This is a genomic window from Muribaculum sp. NM65_B17, assembly GCF_004793735.1.
Taxonomy (GTDB): Bacteria; Bacteroidota; Bacteroidia; order Bacteroidales; family Muribaculaceae; genus Muribaculum; species Muribaculum gordoncarteri.
Genome location: NZ_SRYY01000003.1, coordinates 408,944 through 435,204, shown reverse-complemented (window position 1 = coordinate 435,204; position 26,261 = coordinate 408,944). Strand labels below are relative to the sequence as shown.

Annotated in this window: 20 protein-coding genes; 10 read left to right on the top strand and 10 right to left on the bottom strand. The window is 51.3% G+C overall.

Annotation, left to right across the window (positions count from 1 at the left end; genetic code table 11):
- Positions 1–7: 7 nt before the first annotated feature.
- The 4 genes from E5354_RS06390 to E5354_RS06375 all read right to left on the bottom strand — a co-directional run bounded on the left by E5354_RS06390 (position 8) and on the right by E5354_RS06375 (position 4,595).
- Positions 8–673 carry an ABC transporter ATP-binding protein gene (locus E5354_RS06390; protein WP_135946856.1) on the bottom strand — a complete coding sequence of 222 codons (666 nt, stop codon included), beginning with the start codon at positions 671–673 and terminating at the stop codon, positions 8–10.
- A gap of 62 nt (positions 674–735) precedes the next feature.
- Entirely contained in the window at positions 736–2,037 is a 1,302-nt protein-coding gene (locus E5354_RS06385) for an ABC transporter permease (protein WP_135946830.1), read from the bottom strand.
- Between the two features lie 6 nt (positions 2,038–2,043).
- Positions 2,044–3,345 carry an ABC transporter permease gene (locus E5354_RS06380; RefSeq protein WP_135946829.1) on the bottom strand — a complete coding sequence of 434 codons (1,302 nt, stop codon included), beginning with the start codon at positions 3,343–3,345 and terminating at the stop codon, positions 2,044–2,046.
- 2 nt (positions 3,346–3,347) lie between these two features.
- Positions 3,348–4,595 (bottom strand): efflux RND transporter periplasmic adaptor subunit, encoded by a 1,248-nt coding sequence (locus E5354_RS06375; RefSeq protein ID WP_135946828.1) that lies wholly within the window; start codon positions 4,593–4,595, stop codon positions 3,348–3,350.
- Positions 4,596–4,782: 187 nt separating this feature from the next.
- Here E5354_RS06375 and E5354_RS06370 point away from each other — a divergent pair, with 187 nt between their 5' ends.
- Positions 4,783–5,445 (top strand): B3/4 domain-containing protein, encoded by a 663-nt coding sequence (locus tag E5354_RS06370; RefSeq protein ID WP_135946827.1) that lies wholly within the window; start codon positions 4,783–4,785, stop codon positions 5,443–5,445.
- 100 nt (positions 5,446–5,545) lie between these two features.
- Here E5354_RS06370 and E5354_RS06365 read toward each other — a convergent pair whose 3' ends face one another.
- A complete protein-coding gene (locus E5354_RS06365) occupies positions 5,546–7,162 on the bottom strand; it encodes an ArnT family glycosyltransferase (RefSeq protein WP_135946826.1) in 1,617 nt (538 codons plus the stop codon).
- Positions 7,163–7,268: 106 nt separating this feature from the next.
- On the opposite strand from E5354_RS06365, the gene E5354_RS06360 reads away from it, so the two are divergent.
- Together E5354_RS06360 and E5354_RS06355 are read left to right on the top strand one after the other, a co-directional pair.
- Positions 7,269–8,918: a fumarate hydratase gene (locus tag E5354_RS06360; RefSeq protein WP_135946825.1), complete on the top strand. Its 1,650-nt coding sequence runs from the start codon at positions 7,269–7,271 to the stop codon at positions 8,916–8,918.
- 72 nt (positions 8,919–8,990) lie between these two features.
- Positions 8,991–9,491: a hypothetical protein gene (locus tag E5354_RS06355; protein WP_135946824.1), complete on the top strand. Its 501-nt coding sequence runs from the start codon at positions 8,991–8,993 to the stop codon at positions 9,489–9,491.
- Here the strand turns inward: E5354_RS06355 and E5354_RS06350 are convergent.
- Both E5354_RS06350 and E5354_RS06345 read right to left on the bottom strand, forming a co-directional pair.
- The gene (locus tag E5354_RS06350) at positions 9,481–9,852 is read right to left on the bottom strand and encodes a DMT family protein (protein ID WP_123395732.1); all 372 of its coding nucleotides are present in this window, start codon (positions 9,850–9,852) and stop codon (positions 9,481–9,483) included. The genes E5354_RS06355 and E5354_RS06350 overlap by 11 nt on opposite strands.
- Before the next feature lie 10 nt (positions 9,853–9,862).
- Positions 9,863–10,939, bottom strand: a complete 1,077-nt coding sequence (locus tag E5354_RS06345) for a hypothetical protein (RefSeq protein ID WP_135946823.1) — start codon at positions 10,937–10,939, stop codon at positions 9,863–9,865.
- A gap of 105 nt (positions 10,940–11,044) precedes the next feature.
- Between E5354_RS06345 and priA the strand changes: the two genes are divergently transcribed.
- On the top strand, positions 11,045–13,525 hold the full coding sequence (gene priA / locus E5354_RS06340; RefSeq protein WP_135946822.1) for a primosomal protein N': 2,481 nt from the start codon (positions 11,045–11,047) through the stop codon (positions 13,523–13,525).
- 6 nt (positions 13,526–13,531) lie between these two features.
- Here the strand turns inward: priA and E5354_RS06335 are convergent, their stop codons facing one another.
- On the bottom strand, positions 13,532–14,929 hold the full coding sequence (locus E5354_RS06335) for a C1 family peptidase (RefSeq protein ID WP_135946821.1): 1,398 nt from the start codon (positions 14,927–14,929) through the stop codon (positions 13,532–13,534).
- Positions 14,930–15,335: 406 nt separating this feature from the next.
- Between E5354_RS06335 and E5354_RS06330 the strand changes: the two genes are divergently transcribed.
- The 3 genes from E5354_RS06330 to E5354_RS06320 are packed head-to-tail and all read left to right on the top strand — an operon-like array spanning position 15,336 to position 20,118.
- Positions 15,336–16,454: an MraY family glycosyltransferase gene (locus tag E5354_RS06330; protein WP_135946820.1), complete on the top strand. Its 1,119-nt coding sequence runs from the start codon at positions 15,336–15,338 to the stop codon at positions 16,452–16,454.
- Positions 16,455–16,472: 18 nt separating this feature from the next.
- On the top strand, positions 16,473–18,983 hold the full coding sequence (locus E5354_RS06325; RefSeq protein ID WP_370455938.1) for an SLBB domain-containing protein: 2,511 nt from the start codon (positions 16,473–16,475) through the stop codon (positions 18,981–18,983).
- 4 nt (positions 18,984–18,987) lie between these two features.
- A complete protein-coding gene (locus E5354_RS06320; RefSeq protein ID WP_135946819.1) occupies positions 18,988–20,118 on the top strand; it encodes a Wzz/FepE/Etk N-terminal domain-containing protein in 1,131 nt (376 codons plus the stop codon).
- A gap of 80 nt (positions 20,119–20,198) precedes the next feature.
- Here the strand turns inward: E5354_RS06320 and fabD are convergent, their stop codons facing one another.
- The gene (fabD, locus tag E5354_RS06315) at positions 20,199–21,077 is read right to left on the bottom strand and encodes an ACP S-malonyltransferase (protein WP_135946818.1); all 879 of its coding nucleotides are present in this window, start codon (positions 21,075–21,077) and stop codon (positions 20,199–20,201) included.
- A 135-nt stretch (positions 21,078–21,212) separates the two neighbouring features.
- Here fabD and E5354_RS06310 point away from each other — a divergent pair, with 135 nt between their 5' ends.
- The 3 genes from E5354_RS06310 to E5354_RS06300 are packed head-to-tail and all read left to right on the top strand — an operon-like array spanning position 21,213 to position 23,704.
- Positions 21,213–21,443 carry a twin-arginine translocase TatA/TatE family subunit gene (locus E5354_RS06310; RefSeq protein ID WP_369698990.1) on the top strand — a complete coding sequence of 77 codons (231 nt, stop codon included), beginning with the start codon at positions 21,213–21,215 and terminating at the stop codon, positions 21,441–21,443.
- Positions 21,427–22,257: a twin-arginine translocase subunit TatC gene (gene tatC / locus E5354_RS06305; protein ID WP_135946817.1), complete on the top strand. Its 831-nt coding sequence runs from the start codon at positions 21,427–21,429 to the stop codon at positions 22,255–22,257. The genes E5354_RS06310 and tatC overlap by 17 nt, the downstream gene beginning before the upstream one ends.
- Before the next feature lie 58 nt (positions 22,258–22,315).
- Positions 22,316–23,704, top strand: a complete 1,389-nt coding sequence (locus tag E5354_RS06300; protein ID WP_168353838.1) for an MFS transporter — start codon at positions 22,316–22,318, stop codon at positions 23,702–23,704.
- Here E5354_RS06300 and E5354_RS06295 read toward each other — a convergent pair.
- On the bottom strand, positions 23,679–26,150 hold the full coding sequence (locus E5354_RS06295; RefSeq protein WP_135946816.1) for a bifunctional UDP-N-acetylmuramoyl-tripeptide:D-alanyl-D-alanine ligase/alanine racemase: 2,472 nt from the start codon (positions 26,148–26,150) through the stop codon (positions 23,679–23,681). The two genes, E5354_RS06300 and E5354_RS06295, sit on opposite strands and share 26 nt — an antisense overlap.
- Positions 26,151–26,261: the final 111 nt, after the last annotated feature.

Here is a 26,261-nt window from a genome sequence, read left to right as displayed (position 1 = left end):
GTGTTTTTTACTGTACCTGACGGCCGTCGAAGAAACGCACGATGCGGTCGGTCTGCTTGGCCTGCTCCTCGTTGTGGGTCACCATGACGATTGTGCGCTTGTCCTCCTTGTTGAGCTTGTGGAGCAGCTCCATCACCTCGGCACCCATCTTAGAGTCAAGGTTACCGGTGGGCTCGTCGGCAAGGATTATCTCGGGATTTCCCACGATGGCACGCGCAATTGCCACGCGCTGGCACTGACCTCCCGAAAGCTGAGTGGGCATGTGACGCATGCGATGGCTAAGTCCCACGCGTTCAAGCACCTCGCGGGCCATGCGGTTGCGGTCGCGAGCCGACATTTTACGATAAAGCAGCGGCAGCTCCACATTGTCAATTACGTTGAGCGAATTAATGAGGTGGAAGCTCTGGAACACAAAGCCCAACTCCTTGTTGCGGAATGCTGCAAGCTGCTTATCCTTCATATCCTTTACCAAAGTGCCATCGATTTCAACGGTTCCGCTTGTGGGCGAGTCGAGAAGTCCCACGATATTGAGGAGTGTCGACTTTCCGCAACCCGACGGGCCCATGATACTAAGGAATTCGCCTTTAGGCACTTCTATATTTACGTTTTCCAGTGCAAGAGTTTCGATTTCGTTTGTGCGGTAGATTTTATTGATTCCGCTAAGCTTGATTATTGACATAATTTTATTGGTTTTATTGGTTTTTGTTTATTTCTTGATTTTTATTGATTTTGAGTTTATTCGTCACGCAGTGCGTCAACCGGCTTTACACGGCTTATGCGCCTTGCGGGAATCGATATGCCTATGGTCACGACAATCAGCAGCATCACGTAGACCACAAGCGACACCACGGTGAAGTGGATGCCGAAGTTGGAGGTCCATGACGGGTCGTAATCGTAGTAGTCGGCGGTATTGTGAGTATGGGCAAGCCCCTCGGCCAAGGCATATTGCAGGTAGAGGAAGCATCCCACAACCCATGCGACAGTGGTGAGCATCCATCCTTCGCCGAGCATCATCCTCACTATATATGAGGGAGTGGCTCCGAACGAGCGCATCACTCCGGCGTCCTCGGAACGCTTGCGGGTCTGCAACACAAATGTACCCACTACGCCAAGACACAGGTTGACGAAAAAGAACACGGCAAGCATTGTCTTGAGGCGTATCGTATTTGTCCATCCACTCGCATAGCAGGTTTCTTCAAGAATCTCATCCTGAGCCTTGGCGTCACTCAGGTAGTAGTTGCCGGCTTTCAGGTCATCGGCATGATTCTCCCTCAGTTCACGCGCAAATTTACGCGAATCGACTCCCGGTTTCAGTCGCACCATATAACCGCCATTATCCAACGGAAGTGCCTCTCTCGGCGAAAATATTGTAAGCGCAACCGACTGGAACGGGTCGGGACGCACATCCTCCACTACACCCACCACCTTGAAGTCCCACTCGCCGGGCTGGAAATCCTCAATATTTTCATTAAGATAGTGCCCTATGGGATTTGGGACTGAAGGAAACATGAGCTTGGCGAGGCTCTCGGTAATTACACACTCACCGGGTGAGGCATAGCTCATTGTTGAAAGCTCCTCGGCCGACGGACTGCCCGGCAACGACTTGATGCCATGGGTAGTGAAATAGTTATCTCCGCGTGTGAATGAAATTGTGCGTGACATGATGTACACAGTGTCGACCTTGAATGAATTTGACGAATAGCTTGTACCGCCCAATCCGTTGTAGGTTTTGCGTGTTACGCTCTCTATCTGAGGATTGCTTTTGAGCCGATTGTAGATGCGCATAGCATTTTCGGCCAATGAAGCCGAGTCGGTCTGACTTTCGTCATAACCCGACATACCATAGGAGTAGGAGCCCATGCTTATATCGACAAGACGGTCGGTGTCGTATCCGTAGGGAGTCGTCTTGACCACCACAGCCATTACAAGAGGGTCGATTATCACCCAAGCCACTACTGTCACGAGTATAAGCTCGGCAAGCAGCCATCCGTTACGCTTGCGACGGCTCCAAAGATTTTTTATTATAAGTTTAAACATAGCCTGTTATCTTTTTTCATACAGTGAAGTAACGATAGGCCGACGCATGGCTCGCCATGTGGGGATGAACGCCGACATAAGATTCAGCATAAGGCACAGCACAAGGGCTCCGCCGAATATCGCGGGACTGAAGAGCATTTCGCCCGACAGGTGCACATCGGTTACTGATGAACCCGGATTGTTTTCAAACAGCTTGAAAATCCACTCACGCTCAAGCGCCAGGACTATCCATGCGGCGGCAAGCCCTATGACTCCGCCGGCCACAGTCCACAGGAAATTTTCAAACAGCACCTGCTTCATCAAAATTCCGCTGCCGGCGCCGTAGGACTTGCGTATTCCCATCTCCGACATGCGGCTCTCCATTCGTCCGGCTATCATTCCGCTAAGATTGAGCGACGGAATCAACAGCAGCACAAGCAGTATTATTATATTGCGTCGTATTACACTGCTCCACGAGAAATCATCGGTAGGCGACTCCCTCAATGCCACTTCAAAGTGACTTGACGGCTGATTGTAGAGGTTTACTTCCACTGTGCCCCCCGATGTGTTGAATTTATGGGCGATTTCCTGCACTTCGCGTTTCAGTGCCTTGACTTGATCATCGTCCTTAACAGTCATGTAGACCAGGAAGTTTCCCATATTTGTCAACTGGCCGTTCAATCCCCAGCCCGAATCGTAACCGGGTAGACACATATAAGGGTAGTAGACCTGTGAATAGCTCGCCGGAGTAAGGCGGCTCGCCTCCTTTACCACGCCTTTTACAATAAATTCCTGTATACTGATCTTGAATATGCGTCCTGTAACACCCTCATCGGTGCCAAACAGCTGTCGGGCGACCCTGTCGGTTATCACGGCGACAGGCAAATTTTGTTCCTCTTCGGTAAACGGTTTTCCCTCGACAAATTCAAGATTGAACACCTTGAAGAAATCGGGATCGACTCCCTTTGTCGACATTCTCACACCCTCCTTATTATTATCGCTGTAGATGGTCATGCCGCCCAACGATGTCATAGCCGTTACATGCTCGACATTTTTGAGCGTGTAGAACCACTCCTTTACGGCATTGTATCCGAGGCGTCCGCTCATCGAGCTATAATTGGTCGTATCTCGGAATGTGATATATTCGATGCTGTAGGTGTTGGCTCGATTGTATTCGGGATAGATGGGGGCCATCTTCACAAAATATATCACTCCAAATATCATTGTAAGCGCAATGGCAAGAGCCACACCCGCAATGTAGAGCGAGGTGTACACGCTGTGCTGTCGGGCCTCGTTCCACGCCTGCTTACAAGCCTGAGTCCAGTTCATGATTATTTCAGTTTAAGTTTATTGGAGTTCTTATAGTCGCTCATGTCGCTCACAACCACCTGATCGCCGGGTTCAAGGCCGCTCACCACTTCGACAAACTCAAAGTTGCTGTCGCCGAGGCGTACCTTGCGCTTTACAAGCTCATTGCCGCCCGTCACTACAAAGAGGTCGTAGTCGCCCTTGCCCATGTAATAGGAACCGTTGGCAATGCGCACCACATCCTCGATTACATCACACATCACATACACATCGGTCTTCAGTCCCGAACGAAGTCGCGCATGGCTGTCGTCGTCGAGCTGAATCGAGAATGCAATCACGCCGTTGCGCGACAGCGGAGTCACGTTGCTCACCGTTCCGTCGAGCTTCTCGCGGCCAATCTTCACGATGGCATGGCTGCCCACGCTTACACGGTCGCCGTAGGAGTCGGCAATCTCGCCGTCGACCTTGAAGTGGCTGAGATCCGATATTATCGCAATCTGCTCACCGGCTCCGATCTGCTGTCCCACCTGGTTGTTGATGTAGGTGAGCGTGGCCTTGCGGGGCGACTGCACCTGAGCCTCGCTGAGGGTGCGGCGCATCTCGGCAAGATTCTTGTTGTGGATGTTCAGCTCAAGCTCCTTTACACGCAGGTCGGCATCACGCACCTGACGCTCGTTTTCAAGCTGCTGGCGCAGCTGCTCAAGTTCAAGCTTACCGGTGTTGTAGGCCAGTTCGACCTGACGCACCTTGTCGCCTGTACCCGATCCGAGGCTGTCGAGGTAACGCTCGTTGCGCAACTCCACCTCCATGCGGCTTACTGCCATGGCCTTTACCTTTACATTCATGGCAAGGTCGCTCAGGCGGGTGTTGTTGTTGAGCTTCATCTGTTCGATTTCGTACTGTTTCATCTGCGACTGGTCGAGCAGCTTGTTAAGCTCGGTTTCGGTGCTCTGAAGGTCGAGGCGGAGCAACGGTGTGCCCACATCCACGCTGTCGCCGGCCTTGCGGTACACCTCGACGATGCGGGTGCTGATAGGCGAGTTTATAACCTCCTCAAATGCCGGAGCCACTTTACCCGAGGCACTTACGCTCGATTCGATTGTTCCACGGTCGACTGTAGCCAGCACAATGTCCTTTTTACTGACACTGCTGCGCATCAGCGACATAACCACAGCAATTACTACAACCACCGCACCAACTGCCACAGCATACTTGATGATTCGATTGCGGCGCTCTTTGTCGCGCACTTCTTTTGGAATTTCTCTGTCCATTATCGGTCTAAAATTAATATTCTGCAACATTATACTGCATTAATCGTGCCAAAATTATAAGCCGTTAACAATCAGTGATTTCACTTTTTTAAGCGGTGTCCGATTCCGTACATCTGTCCGTTTTCGCACATCACGCCGTCACATCTCCGCGATTTTTGCTAAATTTGCCGCTATAAACGACTGAACGATGGAAATAAAAATAGAGGACATTGTGCGCAACGCGGCCCCTGACCTGCAGGTAATCACCATAGAGGCCAACGTAACCAACCACCCCACCACACCTAAGCTGAAAGAGGAACTTCTCGCGCTCGGGGAGGAGATAAAATGCCGTTACGCAATGCCCGACATCAACAAGCGACCCGCAATAGCCGCTACCCGCGCAGCCTACAAGGCGCTCGGCAAGGAGCCCAACCGCTACCGCCCGTCGAGCGAGGCGTTGTGCCGGCGCATCGTAAAGGGCATGGAGCTCTACTTCATCAGCGATCTCGTCGACCTGATAAACGTAGTATCGGTGGCATCGGGATATTCAATTGGAGGATTTGACGCCGACAAGATCGCAGGCGACACCCTGTCGCTCGGTGCCGGACGCGAGGGCGAGGATTTTGAGGCGATAGGACGCGGACAGCTCAACATTTCCTGCATGCCGGTCTATCGCGACGAGGTGGGAGGAGTAGGAACACCCACAAGCGACAATGAACGCACCAAACTGTCTGACGACACCCGGCGGCTGCTGATGTGCATCAATGTCTACGGCGAGGAGATGCCGGTTGACAACACGGTGGCTCTCGCCACACGACTCCTTGAGGAGTATTGCAGCGCAACCGACATAAAGGTCACCACCTATCGATAGATTATTTTTCCCTGAATTTAAGCAACAGCATCGGCTGACGCGTGTCGCAACTGCGCTTGCGGAAGTGACGCACCATGTAGAAGTCGTAGTCATCGGCATGCTACGGAAGGAACGTGCGAGCGTCATCCACACCTATCAGCAGATAGCCCGAAGAGGGCTCGGCCGACTCGAAGGGCTTTATACGATCGCCGGTATAGTAGTTGGCGGTAAAGAATCGCAACATGTCGGTCGACACGTGGGCGTAGACATCGCCCTCGGGTTGCAGCGTGTTTATCACCTCGGCCACCGGCTTGTCGCTCTTGGCGTTAAGTATTGCCGGCTGATACACCCCGGCAAAAGCCCAATAAATCGACACCGTAACGCCCATGGCCATGAGGGCCGACGATATCGCGCTCTGGCGGCGCAAACGCCAAAGCACCACGATTCCCGCTATGGCCGACAACTCGACAAGAAGCCACTTGGCAAGCGACGCATGCTGTTCAAGGCCGGTAATCATCATGGCATTGTCGAGTGCGTGACGACCCTTCAGCACTCCGTAGGGGAACCATCCGCACTGAATCACCAGAAACGCCAATGAAGCGGCCAGCGCAATCGAAGCCATCACCCCGGCATAGATTTTCAACGCGCGGTGTCCCCGTTGTGCAAGATAGGTTATATAGTCGGCGATGAAGAGCGCGATAAACGGATATATGGGAAGCAGGTAGACACTGCGCTTGCTCTTGGGAATGCAGTAGAACACAAAGATGACGACAATGCTCACGAGCGCAAACTTTCGTGCCGGCTCCATGGCCTTGAAGTCGCTCCACAAGCGTGACACACGGCTGCGGCGCAATCCATCCAATGCATTTATGCGCCCCCACGGAATCAGCGACAACAGAATGAGCAGCGTATAGGGTACGTAACCCGTGATGACGGTGATGAAGTTGTACCACACTGGCTTCACGTGCGAGTCGTAGCTCATCGTACCGGTAAATCGTCCGAAATTCTCCTCAAGGGCGAGCCTCAGGAATTCGTCACCGCCCTGGCGATAGGCCGCCACATACCACACAGCCGGCAACACAAGTGCGGCAAGGGCCGGCAGCAGAAGCTTGATGAAAGCCTTGCCGAAGTTCACGCCCTGAAGCAGCATGAACACACCCGCCACGGCACAGGGAAGCAACACTCCCACAGGCCCTTTGGTGAGCATGGCGCCGCTCATCATCAGCACGGCAAGCCACGGAAAACGCCTGAAACCGTTCAGCCAATATCCGTATAGCGAATAGAGCGCGCCCACGATGAACATCGTAAGCAGCATGTCGACTCGGCAAGCAAAACCCGCTCTGTAAACCTCAAATGCAGTGAGCGTGACAACCGAGCAAAGGAATGCACGCGACCAGCTGTAGTTACGGGCAAAAAAACGGTAACTCCACAGCACGAGCACAATCAGCGCAAGCGCCGACGGCAGTCGCGAGGTGTATTCGGTCACGTGACCTGCAAGGAGCGAGAACAACGCTATGCACCAGGCCATGAACGGCGGCTTGTAGGGAATCACGTCGCCGTTGCTCACCGGCAGAATCCAGTCGCCCGAGTTGAGCATCGACACAGCCACGATGGCCTCACGCGGCTCACCCTTGGAGTTGAACATTGTTTCGCCGAGAAAAGGCAACAGTGTCGCGATGACAATCAACGCAACAATCCAGAACGCATTACGCGAATTGATATGCACTACAGGCAGCATGGTTGAAAATAATGTTTTAAGTGCAAATGTAGCAAATATTTTTGCTTTGTAGATGCCGAATTACTAAATTTGCACAATATAAAACCCCTTAGATTACTTATATAATATGGCACAGAAACCTTTTGTATATCAGGAGCCATTCCCGATGTCGCCCGACACTACCGAGTACTATCACCTGACATCCGACTATGTCAAGGTTGAGAACTGGGGCGGTCACGAGATACTCGTAGTCGACCCTGAAGCACTGCGTGTGCTTGCACGCCAGGCCACTCACGACAACTCATTCATGCTTCGTCGCGAGCACAACGCCATGGTAGCCAAGATTCTCAGCGACCCCGAAGCGAGCGAGAACGACAAGTTTGTGGCTCTCACCATGTTACGCAACGCTGAAATAGCATCGAAGGGACAGCTTCCCTTCTGCCAGGACACCGGTACGGCAATCGTAATCGGCAAGAAAGGCCAGAACGTTTACACCGGCGGCAACGACGAAGAGCAACTCTCGCACGGTGTATATGACACCTATACCGGCTGCAACCTGCGCTACTCGCAGAACGCTCCCCTGAACATGTATGACGAAGTGAACACCGGCTGCAACCTTCCGGCACAGATCGACCTCTATGCAGTGAACGGCAACGAATACAAATTCCTCTTCGTGGCAAAAGGCGGAGGCTCGGCCAACAAAACCTATCTCTATCAAGAAACCAAGGCCCTGCTCAATCCCAAGACTCTCGTTCCCTTCCTCGTGGAGAAGATGAAGTCGCTCGGAACGGCAGCATGTCCTCCCTACCATATCGCATTCGTAATCGGCGGTACATCGGCCGAAATGAACCTTGCCACAGTTAAGAAGGCTTCGGTAAAATACTACGACAACCTTCCCACCACTGGCAACGAATACGGTCGCGCATTCCGCGATGTAGAGCTTGAGCAGACACTGTTGAAAGAGGCTCAAAAGATTGGCCTCGGCGCACAGTTTGGCGGCAAGTACTTCGCTCACGACATCCGCGTCATCCGTCTTCCCCGTCACGGAGCATCATGCCCCGTGGGCCTCGGCGTAAGCTGCTCGGCCGACCGTAACGTGAAAGCCAAAATCAACAAGGACGGATTGTGGATCGAGAAACTCGACACCAATCCCGGCGAACTCATTCCCGGCGAACTCCGCAACCAGGGCGAAGGCGATGTAGTTAAAATCGACCTCAACCGCCCGATGCCCGAAATACTCGCCGAGCTCACCAAGTACCCCGTGTCGACACGCCTGTCGCTCAACGGTACAATCATCGTGGGCCGCGACATAGCTCACGCCAAGATCAAGGAGCGCCTCGACCGCGGAGAGCCCATGCCCGACTACCTGAAGGATCACCCCATCTACTACGCAGGTCCCGCCAAGACTCCGGCAGGAATGCCTTCAGGATCATTCGGCCCCACTACGGCAGGACGAATGGACTCCTATGTCGACCAGTTCCAGGCTGCAGGCGGCTCGATGGTGATGATAGCCAAGGGTAACCGCAGCAAGCAGGTGACCGACGCATGTCACAAGCACGGAGGTTTCTACCTCGGAAGCATCGGCGGTCCCGCCGCAATCCTCGCTCACGACAGCATCAAGAAGGTCGAGTGCCTCGAATATCCCGAACTCGGCATGGAAGCCATCTGGAAAATCGAAGTGGAGAATTTCCCCGCATTCATCCTCGTTGATGACAAGGGCAACGACTTCTTCACCCAGATAGCCGAACGCTGCCAGGGCTGCCCGATAAGCAAGTAACCACCATTAACCTTATAACCGAAAGCGGCCTCATCGGAAACCAATCCGGCGAGGCCGCTTCATTAAATGATTATGGAAACCGAGATTTTCAAGGTGAGCACATCGACCTATATGCGCACGCTTATGGCAATGTGGATTAAGCGCAACTGGTGGGCCATAGCCCTGCCAGTGGCGGCGTGCATAGCCTTGGCACTGACAGTCGATGTGAAATTTGTCTACGTGGCGTTGATGATGGTGTTTGTCGTCATTCCGCCCATCATGATGATCGTCTACTTCTATCACGCACTGTCGCCCGAGTCAAGAATGTCGATACTGTCACACAAGCTGACGCTTGACGACAACGGAATAACGGTGACCTACGAACCCATCGACGAGGACACTCCGGCTCCCCGCCCCGCTACACTTGCATGGAGCGAAATAAAGTGCGTCACCTACTCGCGCAACGCAATGGTGTACCGCCTCACATCGGGGCGTTATCGCATACTCTATCTGCCCTACGCTTCGTTTGCTTCAAAGGAAGGGCTAAGACAATGGTCGGCTGCGGCGTCACGCCACCTCGCCGTCACTTCATAAACACAAGGTAGACTGCAGCAATCAGCAGCAGGAAGGCCAATATGTGATTCCACCTGATCACCGTCCCTTCAAACATCAGCACGCTGAAAATCGTGAACACTACGAGCGTTATCGCCTCCTGCATCACTTTCAGCTGAATCAGCGAATAGGGACCGCCGTTACCGTCAAATCCCATGCGGTTGGCGGGAACCTGAAAACAATACTCGACCAGTGCGATGCCCCAGCTTATCAATATCACCGTATAAAGAGGCCAATTGGATGAAACTCCCGTTGATTGGAGCTTAAGATGCCCGTACCAGGCAAATGTCATGAATACATTGGCAACAATCAGAAATACAACAGTCAATATCGCCGCTTTCATCTCTTTATTTCTATTTTCTATTCAAAAGTTCTTTGTTAATTCTATAATTTTCAAGGCTCACCTGTCGGCACGAATCGTTGTAGTGACGGAGCGCCTCCACATTTATATAATGGCTGCCGCTGCCGCGCGTAACGGGAAACACCTTGCGCTTTCGTGCCACGACATCGTCACACAGCTTGCTGCGCCATGTCGAAGGTGACGGCTGCAGCTCCTCGGGCACATCGGCCACCGTCACCGGCAACACGTAGGAGCATGGAGGATAACCCACCGCCGACCACATGACGGCATGCTCGGGACTTTCGCCGGGCAGCAGACCCTCAACCACTATTGATGCGCTCGACGAGTTGCGCGGAATGAAATCCTGGTCGACAATCCATTCAGGGTTGCCGGCAAGAGCGTCACATTTAAGCATAGAGTGATAAAAACTCCTCGACAGGACTTCGGTGAATGTAGCGGGCTCCACGCTCGCCGAAGTGACATACGGGCTGAGCAGATGACAGGCATTGGCTTCGCGTATGTAACCGAACCCGGTGTCGGAATCGCCCGAGCATGAATAGTTGGTGCGTACAAGCACACCGTCGGGAGCATCGGCAAGATCATACTTCACATATCCGTCATCGCAGGTTTCATAATAAGCGCCGGCACCCGACGCATCTATCGCTCCGAAATTGGCCTGCACACCCATTGGGCGTGACAAGGTGTCGAGAAGCATCTCAAAGTCGGCAAGAGAGCGACACTGCTTCAGCGCAAGCGTCATCACATAGCCCTCGCGGTCACGGTACACGGCTGTGTCGGGCACAAGATTGTAGGATGCCGTATTCATGACTGCAAATCCGGCCGAGTTAAGTCCCACCCACGCTTCGGCAAGCAGCGAGTCACCGGCATTGAACAGAGCCACGTAATCCAGCTCGCCGGGACGGGCAGCCACGACACGCTGCACAAAGTTGTCCTCGGTGCCGGTGTCACGGTGTTTCCACAACAGCGGTCGCCCGTTGGCCGTGACCTTGCCACTGACTATTGCCGATGTACACGGCCATGCGCAATCAAGCGTGACAAAGCATATAATGATGAATAATAGTCGTTGCATCACGATAGATTAAGTTTACATCGCCACAAAGTTAGCAATACTTGACGAGTATATTCCATTTTTTTGTAACTTTACTTTTCAAACTTCAATAACCGCGCGACAACGATGCCATCCAAAGCCCGTCTATATGCCGAGGTGATACTGCCTCTGCCGCTCTTCGGAACCTTCACCTACAGCATCCCCACGACACTGGAGGGGAAAGCCGCAGTGGGACATCGTGTCATCGTGCCTTTCGGGCGTAAGAAGTACTACACCGGAATCATCGAGTCGATAACGCCGGTGGCTCCCGAGGGATTCGAGGTCAAGGACATATCGTCGGTTCTCGACCCGTGGCCGGTGGTGAAGCATCCGCAACTGAAACTGTGGGAATGGATTGCCGAATACTACCTTTGCACTGCCGGCGATGTCTACAAGGCTGCTGTCCCGGCCGGACTTAAGGTCGAGAGCGAAACATTCATCGAGCTGAATCCCGACTACGAGGAGATGCCCGACGCCCGAATGACCGACCGCGAAGCTATAATAATGCAGTCGCTCGACCATAACGGAAAGATGACGCCCGCCGAGATAAGCAAGAAGACAGGACTCAACTCGATTGAATCGACCATATCGTCGATGGTAGAGCGTCGCATGCTTATAATAGCAGAAAAGCTGATTGAGCGTTACCGCCCGAAGAAGGAAACGCTGGTCCGACTGGCCGTCGACCGCAACGACAACGAGGCGATGCACAAGGTTTTCGATGCAGTCAAGGGGGCAAAGAAGCAGGAGATGATGCTCATCACCCTGCTCGACAACCTCAACAAGCGTCAGCAACAGCAATTGCCGCCCGAGGTTCCTCGGCAACATCTGCTTGAACAGAGCGGCTTGTCGCCGGCCATCCTTGCCGCACTCGCATCGAAAGGCATCGTGGAAATCTTCACCCGCGAAATCAACCGCTTCAACTACACCGGGACCGAGCAGGGCGAGCTCCCGAAACTGAGCGCACCACAGTCCGAGGCCCTCGACAGCATCCATCGGATGTTCATCGACAAGAATGTCACCCTACTCCATGGCGTGACATCGAGCGGCAAAACCGAGATATACATACATCTGATCGACTACATCCTCAAGAAAGGCTCGCAGGCGTTATACCTCGTGCCCGAAATAGCACTTACCACACAGCTTACACGCCGCTTGCAGAAGGTATTCGGCAAGCGGGTGATCATATACCACTCCAAATTTTCCGACAACGAGCGCGTCGACATCTGGAAGCGTATGCTGCACGACCCGTCACCATGCGTTGTAATCGGCGCACGCTCATCACTTTTCCTACCGTTTTCAAGGCTCGGACTTGTCATCGTCGACGAGGAGCATGAATCAAGCTACAAGCAATTCGACCCCGCGCCGCGATACAATGCGCGTGACTGCGCGATAGTCCTCGCCTCGATGCATGGAGCTAAAACGCTGCTCGGAAGCGCAACCCCGGCCATCGAAACATATTACAAAGCACTTAACGGCCGCTACGGGCTTGTCACGCTAAGCGAGCGTTACGAAGGCGTGCAACTGCCTTTGATCGAGATTGTCGACCTCAACGATGAGCGACGACGCGGACGCATATCAGGCCCGATGAGCGCACGGCTGGCCATGATGTCACGCGAGGCCGTGAAAGGTGGCGAACAAGTAATCCTGTTTCACAACCGCCGAGGCTTCGCACCCGTAGTCGTGTGCAAGCAGTGCGGTTACGTGCCCAAGTGCCAGAACTGCGATGTGTCGCTTACCTATCACCGCAAAGCCGGAGAGATGGTGTGTCACTATTGCGGCGCAACCTACAAGCTGCCAACAATATGCCCGGCGTGCAAGGAGCCTGCGATAGAGGTCTACGGCTACGGCACAGAGCGCATCGAGGAGATAGCCGAAAGCTCATTCCCCGGCGCACGCATAATGCGCATGGACCTCGACACAACGCGCAACAAGGACAGCTATCTCAATATAATAAATGACTTTTCGCTAGGGAAAGCCGACATACTTGTGGGCACACAGATGGTGACCAAGGGGCTCGACTTCGAGCGTGTGAGCCTTGTTGGAATCCTAAACGCCGACAACCTTATAAACTTCCCCGACTTCCGCGCATCAGAACGCGCCTTCAACATGCTTGAACAGGTGGCCGGACGAGCCGGACGCCGCAACAAACGCGGCCTTGTGATAGTGCAGACATCGCAACCGGCCCATCCTATATTGTCGTACCTCCAGGCCCACAACTACGAGGGATTTTACGAGCATGAGCTTGAAGAGCGTAGGCGTTACGGCTATCCTCCGTTTACGCGCGTCATCAACATCTACCTGAAGCATCGTGACGAAGATCTGCTCATAAGGGCGGCGGCAGGTTACGCCGAAACACTCCGTCACCTCTTCGGGAATCGAATCCTCGGACCCGACGAACCGCATATCGCACGAATACAGTCACTCTACATACGCAAGATAATGCTCAAGGTCGAGATTCAGGCGTCGATGAGCAAAGTAAAGGCCATACTGCGCAGCGTTTATGAAGCGCAGATGGCCGATAAGTCGTTGAGGTCGTTGGTCGTGTACTACGATGTCGACCCTATGTAACGCACGTTATTGCTCTTCGCTGAACATCGGATCCCATGCGGGAAGCATGATGGGTTTCTGCTTCAGCAAAGCAAGCACATTCTCGGGAACATACTTCTTGTTCACCACAAGTCGGAACATGTATTCATTGAACCAGTCGTCGGTCATTATCAGGTGACCGTCATTGGCACCGGGACCCCAACTGTTCTCCACCATCCATTTACGCGGCTTTCCGTTTTCATCGAGATCCACGGCCATAAGCGTCATGGCATGTGACGATGCGCTTGAATGAGTGAGTATGCGTTGGCGCTTGTCCATGCCAAACTTAACACCGAAGAGCGACTCATAGTCAAAATTGTCGACATCGAGCAATCCGCGCTCACGATCGATGAACTTACCCACATCACATGAAAAGTACATCATGGTGCTGTCCTTTATCGATGCAATAGCCATCTCCTTTATTTCTTCAATAGGGAGGTTGACATAGGTCCAGTTCTTACCGTCGTAATTGTGTCGGTCGTAATCTATTTCATACACCTTACAATACTCACGTGTGGGATCGTTCATGAGCATCACATAATCATTTTTGAGGTCGTTACCCGCATATTCGGCGTAGAACGACTGCGGTGTATATGTGCGCGTGTCTATGATTTTGCCCGATTCATCCTTGCGTGTCCATGTAAATTCGGCCGGTGGTTCGCCGAGATTCAGCACTAACATTCGGTAAACCTCGCCAAGCATAGCCACCTTACGCTTCTCCACATCACCTTTTTTGGCACCGCCGGCAATCATGTCACGCAGCTCAAGACCGTCTTCCTTTAGGCGCAGACTTATGAGATTGCGCATCTTGCTCGTATTGGCTGCGCTATAGGTGTCGACCATGACCTCGACCGGCACAACGCCATACTTCATTATGTTCTCGGAAATTCCGGTGTATTGCCCGCCGTCGCTCAACGGATTGGCAAACAACCAGTCGACGGTCTTGTCATCCATGGGTCGGTCGCTTGTGTCAATGACCCCCTGCAGGAAAAGATTGGCCTTTTCAAGCTGATCCCAGAAAAAGTTGTAGTTCTGCGACAATTCAAGCTTGGGTAGATTGTGCTGTGACATCATCTGCGCACGCAATACATTCAACCCGGTAAACAACCAGCAGCGACCCGACGAACGCTGATTTGTGATGCCTTTACTTTTCACGCGATGAGAAAAATTGGTATCAAATCCGTTTTTATTGGCCGCATTCACCGCCAATTCGTCTATTCCGTTATTGGCTATTGCGTTATGAATAGCCTTGTCGGCCGACGAACCTTCATAGGCACTGCGTATCTCCGACATCATCTCGGGAGTAATCGCACCCTTGGGCGCCGAAGCCCATAAATTGATGCCTCCGGCTGCCAGAAGCATCATTATCAAAACTTTTCCATTCATATATATAACTGCATAATGTAATTGGCTATTGATTTTAGATGACCGCAGAGTGTCACCATTCGCAAATTTATAAAATAACCGTCAATAAAACCAAAATCAACACTCCTAAATACCCTCATTGCAGGCCTATCGGCCAATATATCTTTATGTCATTTGGTGTAGTGGATAAAAGTTACTATCTTTGTAACTGTTAAAAAAGACTTTTTTACTATCTGAAATGATGTTTCACACGCATCATATATATGAAATCAATCAACAATTGTTGATTCTTGAATTATCGGAGTTTTGTAAATTGCACTCCGATGGTTGTCTTGTGTGCTGCGAGAGCGGTTCACATGATTGTAAACGATTAATTAATAGGCGTAATTTAACTTTTCGGAGATAAAAATTCACTTAGCTAAGAACTATGGATTATTGGATACTCAATTCAACCATCGCATTTCTGCTTTGTATAACGTTTGCGGGATTCCTTATACCCCAGATTCTTCTAATTTCATTTCGTAGGAATCTCTTCGACGAACCCGATGAACGCAAAATCCATCACGGCACAGTTCCACGCCTCGGCGGAATAGCATTTACCCCGGTTATATGTTTCTCCATATCACTGTTGCTGGGTATGAGCATTCTGTTTGGTGACGCACGGCTTCTTGGACTTATGACCTATAACTCACGGTCATTGGCATTTGGATTCTGCGCTCTTTTTCTTCTCTATTTAGTAGGCATGGCCGACGACCTGATTGGAATTCGCTATCGCGCAAAATTCGTGGTGCAGATAATCTGCTCCCTCCTTGTCATCGCCGGCGGTCTTTGGGTACAGAACCTCTATGGATTGTTTGGCATACATGAGATTCCCGATTGGGTTGGGATACCTCTTACAATCCTTATCATGGTCTATGTAATCAACTCAATAAACCTAATTGACGGTATCGACGGACTCGCATCAGGCCTTTCAGCGGCAGCTTTCATCACCTACGGCGTGATGTTCCATCTGATAGGCCGTCACGCCTATGCCATGCTGTCGTTTGCCTGCCTTGGAGTATTGGTCCCGTTCTTCTACTTCAACGTATTTGGTGACCCTTCACGCCGCCAAAAAATTTTCATGGGCGACACGGGCAGTCTTACCATTGGCCTGCTTTTAGCGTTTCTCGGCCTTGAACTCATGTTGGTGTCACCCGACCGCTGCCCGATATTTGGCACTAATCCGCTCATATTAGCGTTGTCGCCTCTCATCGTTCCTTGTTTCGATGTTACGCGAGTATTCATTCATCGAGTACGTAGTCACGGGAACCCATTCCTGCCCGACAAAACCCACATTCACCACAAGTTACTTGCACTCGGGTTGCCCCAGCGTATAGCTATGGTAACAATCGTGGCTGTGGCACTTCTTTTTAACTGTGTAAACATCTTACTGTCACGCTACATCGACATAACCCTACTCTTGCTTCTCGATATAATAGTGTGGACCTTCGCCAATATAATATTGTCAAATCAGATAAAGAAACATAACGCAAAAAATAATAAATAACAATCTAAGAAATAGGTAATGAAAGGAAAAAACGCATTCTCTGCTGTACGTTTGCTCCCGCTGCTACTCGCCATTTTTCTGGCTATGCCACAATATGTGTCAGCAAAAATGACCGATGAACAGGTCGTTTCGTATGTAAAGCAAGCAACAGCCCAAGGAAAATCCCAGCAGCAAATAGGAAAGGAATTGCTTGCCCGCGGAGTTACCTCGGATCAAGTTGAACGATTGAAAGCCCGTTTTGAGTCGGAGCAAGGCGCACAGACCACCACTTCGGCACAGGAGATAACCACTCGTGAACGCAAGACCACCGATCAGGAATCAGGTCCTCAAAAGAAAGGCTCAGGCACTCAAAGAAATGAAACAGGCGTTCAAAGAGGTGAATCAAACTATAATAGGAACATTTCAGAAGAATTACCTACCCCATACGATGAGATTGCCCTGGAAATCCAGACAAACGAAAATAAGCCTCGTTCGATTTTCGGCCACGAAGTGTTCAACAATCAAGCTCTCTCATTCGAACCTAACGAAAACGTTGCAACACCCCGCAACTATCGACTCGGCCCCGGCGATGAAGTAGTTATCGACATTTGGGGAGCCAACGAAGACCATATCCGACAAACCATCTCGCCCGAAGGCAGCATAATGGTTTCACAGATAGGTCCGGTATATCTCAGCGGAATGACAATTGAGGAAGCCGGCAATCACATCCGATCCTCATTCCAGTCAAAATATGCAGGAATCGGCGGCGAACAACCCGACTCTGAAATAGCCGTCACACTCGGTAACATCCGCACCATACAAGTAGACATAATGGGCGAAGTAGCCATACCGGGTACTTATCGCCTGTCACCGTTCTCTACAGTGTTTCACGCTCTGTACAAATCGGGAGGTATCAACGACATAGGTTCAATGCGTAACATCCAGGTGCTCCGCGACGGTCGCCGCCTCGTAGGAGTGGATGTTTATGAGTATCTCTTTAACGGCAAGCAGACCGGCAACGTTCGCCTGCAGGAAGGCGATGTTATAATCGTTCCGCCCTACGAACAGCTCGTAACCATAAACGGAAATGTAAAACGACCGATGTCCTATGAGATGAAGCCCGGTGAAACGCTGGCCGAACTAATTGACTACGCCGGAGGATTTTCAGGCGACGCTTACACTGAACAGGTAAGACTATCTCGCCAGACAGGACGCGAAAACGAACTCTACAATATAGTAAACGGCGACTTTGCGTCATATAAACTTAATGACGGCGACCAAATCACAGTAGGAACGATTCTTGACCGTTTCGCCAATCGTGTTGAAATCAAGGGCGCCACATTCCGTCCCGGAATATACGCAATTGCTCCCGGACTCCGCACAGTAAAGGACCTTATCAACAATGCCGACGGACTACTTGAGGATGCGTTCACCACACGCGCTATTTTGTACCGCGAAGGTGACGACCTGTCGCTTGAAGTTCTTCCGCTCAACCTTGAAGCAATAATGTCGGGTAAGGCTCCCGATGTAACTCTTCGCCGTAACGATGTACTGTTGATTCCTTCAATTCAGGATTTGCAGGATCGTGGCGAACTGACAATCGCAGGACAAATAGCCCATCCCGGACAATACCCGTTTGCCGACAACATGACAGTCGAAGACCTCATCATCCAAGCCGGCGGATTGTTACGCGGAGCATCAACCGCACGAATCGATGTGTCACGCCGCTTGATTGACCCCGATACACTTGAACCAACAAGCCAGACAGCCGAGATATTCACCTTCGGAGTTAAAGACGGATTGGTTGTAGACGGAAAGCAGGATTTCATATTGCAACCCTACGACATAGTTGAGGTGCGCCGCAGCCCCGGTTATCAGACACAAAGAAGAGTATCGGTTGACGGAGAGGTGGTGTTTGACGGAAACTACACGCTTCAATCCAAGAATGAACGACTTAGCGATGTAATACGCCGTGCAGGAGGCATCACAGAATACGCATATCCTCGTGGAGCTCGCTTGATGCGAAAGATGACCGAAGATGAGGCTGCCGCTCGCGACGAGGCAATGCGACTTGCTATGCAAAGCCAAGGAGCCGATTCAATATCCGTTTCAAAGCTTCAGATGGGCAACACCTACAGCGTAGGTATAGAACTCGAAAAAGCACTTGCCATGCCCGGAAGCGACTATGATATAGTATTGAAGGAAGGCGACCAAATAATGGTGCCTGAAATCGTAAACACCGTGAAGATATCGGGTGATGTAATGTTCCCCAACACGGTGGTGTTCCAAAAAGGCAAAAAGCTTAAACACTACATAGACCAAGCCGGCGGATATGGCTCACGAGCACGCAAAAACAAGGTGTTCATCGTATATATGAACGGAACAGTGGCTAGGGCCAAAGGGAACACCCCCATCGAACCGGGATGCCAAATCATAGTTCCGTCCAAGCCTGATAAGGAAGGCTTCAACTGGGCTCAATTCATAGGCCTCGCAACCTCATTTGCTTCACTCGGAACAATGGCGGCAACCATCTCTAACCTATTAAAGTGATAATATGACACAGCAGAACGACAATATCGACAATATGCCGAATCAAGAAGAGGAGATAGACCTTCTCGAACTTGCGCGCAAACTGTGGGACTCGCGACGAATGTTGATACGTTGGGGAATTGCCGGTGCGGTGATAGGACTAATCGTAGCATTCAGCATACCTCGAGAATACACTACTACAATAAAACTCGCTCCCGAAGCCAATGACGGCAAGGCAGCAAGCGGAGGACTCGGAGCCCTCGCCTCAATGGCCGGAATATCCATGGGCACCGGAGGCGGAGCCGATGCCGTGTATCCTCAATTGTATCCCGATGTCGTAAGCTCGGTGCCCTTTGTCGTAGGTTTGTTTGATGTAAACCTTGTCGACAAGGAAGGTAACGCCACTACCGTGCGTCAATACCTTGAGGAAGATACTTCAGCTCCATGGTGGAGCGCAATAATGTCGCTTCCCGGAACTGTCATAGGCGGTGTAAAATCATTATTTACCTCCGATGACGAGGTCGCTGAGGGCGATTCTATAAATATTTTCCACCTTTCACCCAAGGAAAACGACATCGTTCTCGCTCTGAGCAGCCGAATCTCGGCAAATGTGGACACAAAGACTTCGGTCATCACTCTGTCGTCGACAATGCAGGATCCTGTAGTATCGGCAATGCTGGCCGACACCATTGCAATGCGACTGCGCGAGTATGTAACCGAATATCGCACCAACAAAGCCCGTCAGGACATGGAGTATGCCCAGAAACTCAATGACGAGGCGCGCGACGAGTATTACAAGGCACAGCAACGCTATGCCGACTATACCGACAAAAACCAAGGATTGATACTGCGGTCGGCACAGACTGAACGCGACCGTCTTCAGAACGAGTCATCACTTGCTTTCAACCTGTATAATCAGACCGCCCAGCAGCTCCAGATGGCCAAGGCAAAAGTACAGCAGACGACTCCCGTGTACACGGTTGTTCAGCCTGCCACCGTGCCTTTGCGCCCGTCAAAGCCGTCCAAGGTGCTAATTCTTGTAGGATTTGTATTCCTTGCAGTCGTGGCTGCATCGGCGTGGATTCTACTCGGAAAGGATATGGTCAATTCATTCCGCAACAAAAAAGTCGAAAAATCGGAAGAAGCCGAAAAGTAACCATCGCTATTATCCATAAAAGCATCAGGGTCGCCAACATCACGTTGACGACCCTGACTTTTTATGTTAGAATCAATATATTATTGACGGCCTGATACATTCATTCCCTTGGCAATCTTTGCCACGAGGCCTTGAAGGACCTTACCCGGACCGAGTTCGATAAACTCGTCGGCTCCGTCAGCTACCATGTTCTGAACTGTCTGAGTCCAACGAACGGGAGCGGTGAGCTGGGCAACAAGGTTGGCCTTGATTTCAGCGGGGTCGGTGTGAGGCTTAGCGTCCACATTCTGATATACGGGACAAGTGGGAGTGTGAACAGGAGTACGTTCGATAGCCTCGGCAAGTTCGGCACGAGCCGGTTCCATGCAGGGGCTGTGGAAAGCGCCACCCACCTTAAGCTTCAAAGCACGCTTGGCTCCGGCTGCAAGAGCCTTTTCGCAAGCTGCATCGATAGCAGGTTCTTCACCTGATATTACAAGCTGTCCGGGGCAGTTGTAGTTGGCACATACAACAACACCGTCAACCGATGCGCATATCTCCTCAACAGTTTCATCGGGCAGAGCCAATACGGCTGCCATTGTCGACGGCTTCATCTCACAAGCCTTCTGCATAGCCTGAGCACGTGCGCTTACGAGCCTAAGTCCGTCCTCGAAGCTGAGAGCTCCGGCAGCTACAAGAGCCGAGAACTCGCCGAGCGAATGACCGGCAGCCATGTCGGGCTTCATTTCATTCTCAAGAGTCTTGGCGAGAATAACCGAGTGGAGGAATATTGCAGGTTGAGTCACCTTAGTCTGGCGAAGATCTTCATCGGTACCGTTAAACATCAAGTCGGTGATGCGGAATCCAAGAATGTCATTAGCTTTTTCAAACATTTCACGGGCCACGGGATTGTTATCGTAGAGGTCCTTGCCCATACCTACGAACTGCGCACCCTGACCGGGGAATACAAATGCCTTCATAATGTCTATGTGATTGGTAAATTGTTAAATAAGGCTACAAAATTACGTATTTTTCCTCAATTACGAAGCCATTTAGGGCTAAATTCGTATCTTTACATCCATAAACTACACATTTTAACCTCAATAGATTGACCAATGACTAATATAGTGAACATGATTCCACTGCTTTTCGGTAATATAGGCATGGGTGAAGTAATAATAATCGTATTCGTAGTGCTGCTTCTTTTCGGCGGCAGAAAGATTCCCGAACTGATGCGAGGACTCGGAAAAGGAGTGAGCAGCTTTAAGAAAGGGATGAACGAAATCCAGGACGAAATAACCAAGCCCGCAAACAATACCGAAGCAAAGGATGCCGACAACCGATAATACGGTAAGTTCATCGACAGCCAACGACAAGGAGCAACTCGTCGAGATGACATTTTGGGATCATCTCGATGCAATGCGTAGTGTCCTCGTGCGTGCTGCCATTGTCGTGACAGTGCTTTCGGTCGGATTCTTTACCGTAATGCCCGACCTGTTTGACCGGGTGATACTTGCGCCATGCCGGGGTGACTTCGTGCTATACCGGTTGTTCAACTCCATCACCCGATTGAGCGAATGGCTTCCCGATTTCTCGACCTACGGCTTCCATGTGGAGCTCATCAACATCCAGCTCGCATCGCAGTTTTTCATACACATATCGACCTCATTCTGGCTGGCACTTGTATTTTCCTGCCCGATAATCCTGTATCTGCTGTGGGGATTCATCAGCCCCGCCCTATATTCAACCGAGCGCCGTAGCGTTCAAGCGGCTTTTGTGGCCGGCAACCTGATGTTCTTTCTCGGAGTGGCGGTGGGATACTTCATCGTGTTTCCCGTTACTTTGCGCTTTTTAGCCGAATATCAGGTAAGCGCGAGCGTACCCAACCAAATATCACTCGACTCCTATATGGACAACTTCCTGATGATGATATTTGTCATGGGACTTGTGTTTGAGCTCCCCCTTTTAGCATGGTTGCTCGGCAAGCTCGGGCTTGTGACGCGTGACATGTTTCGCAGCTACCGTCGCCATGCCATCGTGGTGTTGCTCGTCCTCGCCGCCCTGATTACCCCCACCGGCGACCCATTCACACTTATGGTAGTGTTTCTGCCGCTATATCTTCTTTGGGAAATCGGAGCCATGGTAGTACCGTCGCGATGACGAACCATCGATGAAGCGTAAGCGTTTAGTATCTATAAACAATTACGTTTCAACTGTCATGGATAAAAACAGCGTCAATGTGGCCGACATGCCCCTCCGATGGGGTCATTTCAGAGTGCTGATTGTAGCATCGCTCGGCCAGGCCATCGGACAAGGACTTGCAACTCTCGTGGGCATCATCATCCCCATGATGCAGCTCATGATGCATCCCGAATTGTCGGCGGGCATGCAGGGCATTCTTGGTTGCACATCGCTCATCGGACTTATGATAGGAGCAATCGTGTTCGGAAAGCTAAGCGACCGTTACGGTTATCTGCTATTCTTCAGGCTATGCCCGTTGCTGATGATAGCAGCATCGCTTGTGGCCTACTTCTATCATCCAATCCCGGTGTTGCTCATTTGCCTGTTTGTAATGGGATTTGCCGTAGGCGGTGAATACAGCCTCGACTCCGACTATATATCGGAACTTATGCCCAACCGATGGAAACTCTTCATGGTGGGTACAGCCAAAGCCTCGGCATCGCTCGGCGGAGCGATTGTGGCCACTGCGTGCTTCTTCCTGATTAAATCATGGGATAAAGCGTCACCATGGCCCAACCTGCTGTTCATAATCACGGCCATAGCCGGACTCATGCTCCTGCTACGAATACGTTTCGCGCAAAGCCCCGGATGGCTGATGTCAAAGGGCATGACCGCCAAAGCCGAGCAATCGGTAAAGTATTTTCTCGGGTCCGATGCGGTGATGACCGTTCCGGCTTCGACCGACAAAGCGTCACCCGACTCCGACGAATCAATGGGTGATTTCCTGAAACGCAACGCCAAGAAGCTGGTGTTCAGCGGAGTGCCCTGGGCATGTGAAGGACTTGGAGTATACGGCATAGGCATATTCCTTCCTATTCTTATAATGGCATTAGGAATCGACAATCTTCCTCCTCATGCTACCCAAATAGACCATATCGTCAATTCGGTGGAACTCACCATCTGGCTGAGCATAATAATGATGGTGGGATTCATGGCCGGACTACTGCTGCTCAACAAGCTCTATCACGTAAGCATGCAGTCATGGGGATTCTTCCTATCGGCCGCAGGACTGGCGCTTCTGCTCGTAGCCTATAAGCTTCACTGGGCTTCATGGACAGCCATAACAGGATTCATGATTTTCGAGCTGTTTCTTAATGCAGGTCCCCACCTCATCACATTCATACTTCCGGCACGAATATATCCTGTAGCCGACCGAGGCACCGGAGTGGGCGCATCGGCGGCAATAGGCAAGATGGGAGCCGTGGCCGGAGCCTTTTTCATTCCGGTTTTGCTGCGATGGGGCGGTTCGACGCTTGTGTTGCTCGTGTCGATTGCCGTAATGCTGATAGGCGGAATTATCACGGCGGTAATAGGCCCGCAGATACTCCCGAAGTCAAAGGTTACTCACGATAATAAACCCTCTTGACACGCGACGACACCGAAGTGAGCACCTCGTAGGGAATCGTTCCGAGGACATCGGCAATCTCCATGACCGATATATTGTTTCCGAATATCTCGACCTGATCGCCTACGGCACATGACGCGTCGGTAACATCAATCATACATATATCCATGCAGATGTTACCCACCGTGGGGCAGCGATGACCGTTAATCCACACCGACATACGCCCGTTTCCGAGATGACGGTCAAGTCCGTCGGCATATCCTATCGGTATGGTGGCGATGCGTGACTTGCGATGCAGCACACCCTTGCAGCTGTAGCCGATGGTGGTTCCGGCCTCCCACTCCTTTATCGATATGATGGCTGTGTGCATCGAGCTTACCGGCTTCAAGTCGCCCTGCGAACCGTCGGTCAGTGTGGGAATTCCGTAAAGGCATATACCAAGACGCACCATATCATATTGATATTCGGGGAAACGTGTTATGCCGGTGGAGTTAAGGATGTGACGCAATATGTGGTAGTCAAATGCCCCCTGCAGCTGCTCACAGCATCGGGCGAAGTACTCAAACTGTCCACGTGTATAGTCGTCAAGTTCGGGACAATCGGCGGCTGCAAGGTGACTGAATACCGAGCGCGGCTTTATTACATTCTGGCTTTTAAGCACTCTTACAAGCTCGGTCATGTCACTCTCAAGAAATCCCAATCGGTGCATTCCGGTGTCAAGCTTTATGTGCACCGGATAATCGGTTATGCCGTAACGCCGTCCCTCACGTATTATCTCGTTCAGAATGTCAAATGAATATATCTCCGGTTCAAGCCTGTAGTTGAACAGCGACTTATAGTTGACAACTCGCGGATTGAGCACCATTATAGGCATCGTTATTCCTGCCTTGCGGAGGTCCACTCCTTCATCGAGCACCGCCACGGCAAGATAAGCCGCACCCTGGCTCTGAAGCGTCTTTGCAAGCTCGTAGGAACCTGCTCCATAACCCGATGCCTTAACCATGGCGACGACTCCGGTCGTAGGACGCACCTGCGCACGGAAATTGTTGAAGTTATGCACCACTGCGTCAAGATTGACCTCAAGCACCGTTTCATGCTGTCGCGCCTCGAGTATATCGACAATCCTGTCAAACCTGAAGTCACCCGCTCCCTTTATCAGCACAAGCTCATGATCAAAGTCGCTCGTGGTAGTTTCACCCAGGAACTCGTCGGTCGAACGATAAAACTTGGCGTCACCTCCGAAGCAGGATGCGTGACGCGATATTTCAGGGCCTATGCCGATCACACGGTCGATGTGACGGTTCTGAAGCAATTCGGCTATGCTGCGGTATAGAGCGTCGGAGTCCATATCCTCATGCATTACATCACTCAGTATCACCGTCGATGTGCGGTCGGCGGTCATGCGGCGTCCCATAAAATCCAATGCCGGGTTCAGTGAGTGATAATCGCTCGTATAAGCATCGCATATAAGCATACAGTTGTTGACACCCTCCATGACATTGAGGCGCGTGCCAACGGGAGTGAGGCGTGACATCCGCTCGGCAATGACTTCGTCCGACACACCCAGCAAGCTCATCACGGCTATGCAATGTATCGCATTCTCGACATCGCTGTCGGCCGTAAACGGAATCGTCACCGAATTCGATCGGTTGTCATATACATATTCTATCACAGTCGACCCGTCACTCTTTTCAACGTGCTTGACATAGAGCCGGCAAACGCTGTCCTTGAACGACCATGCACAACGCTCCTTGTCGCCAAACTCCTCGTCCATCACCTTTTTCACCAGCGGATCGTCATCACAGTATATCAATCGGTCGCAATCGACAAAAAGTCCGGCCTTCTCCCGGCACTTCTCCAGCATCGATTCAAACCCCTCGGCATGCTCGCTGCCTACATTAGTCAGAATCCCTATGGTAGGCTTTATCATGCGTTGCAGCGACTGCATCTCGCCCGGCATCGATATACCGGCCTCGAATATGCCAAGGTCTATATCATCATTCATCTCCCACACCGACAGCGGAACACCTATCTGACTGTTAAAGCTGCGAGGGCTGCGCACTATGCGGAAATCGCTCTGCAGCAGCTGATAGAGCCACTCCTTTATGGTAGTCTTTCCACGGCTTCCCGTGATGCCGATAACGGGCACATCAAACCTGTCACGGTGACGGCAGGCAATCGTCTGTAACGCACTCTTGACATCGTCCACCACAAGGAAGTTGACATCGGCAGCATCCTTAAGCGAATCGGGCACCCTCTCGACCACAAAGTTGCGCACGCCCTTGCCGTAAAGCTCCTCGATGTAACGATGTCCGTCGTTATTGCTCGTGCGCAGCGCGAAGAACAACGATTCCGAAGGATATATGAGCGAACGCGAGTCGGTCAGCAACAAAGACACTTCATAATCGGGACATGACACTCTATCGATGCCAAGTTCGGCAGATATCCGTGATATAGAATATTTCATATTGTTTCGTAACGTTTATAAGACCGACAAAGGTACTTGATTTTAGCAATATGTCAAAACAATTGGAGCCGTTAACACATTAAAAAAAGTCCCTGACCCGAAGGTCAAGGA